At 56.6% G+C, this 256-nt stretch carries 1 rRNA gene; it reads left to right on the forward strand.

Features of this window, described 5'->3' with window-relative positions:
* Positions 1 to 167: 167 nt before the first annotated feature.
* Positions 168 to 256, forward strand: a 5S ribosomal RNA gene (rrf, locus tag KUF83_RS16535); the annotation flags it as partial.

A 256-nucleotide genomic window follows, 5' to 3' on the forward strand; every position in this document is an offset into this window, starting at 1 on the left:
GATAGGCCAGATGTGGAAGCCCTGTAAGGGGTGAAGCTGACTGGTACTAATAGGCCGAGGGCTTGTCCTCAGTTGCTCGCGTCCACTGTGTTGGTTCTGAAACCACGAACAACCCCACACCTGTGTCTGGCCACAGGGGTGTGGTGCGGTTGAGTGTTTCATAGTGTTTCGGTGGTCATAGCGTGAGGGAAACGCCCGGTTACATTCCGAACCCGGAAGCTAAGCCTTACAGCGCCGATGGTACTGCAGGGGGGAC

The sequence above is a fragment of the Streptomyces sp. BV286 genome (assembly GCF_019090165.1).
Lineage (GTDB): Bacteria > Actinomycetota > Actinomycetes > Streptomycetales > Streptomycetaceae > Streptomyces.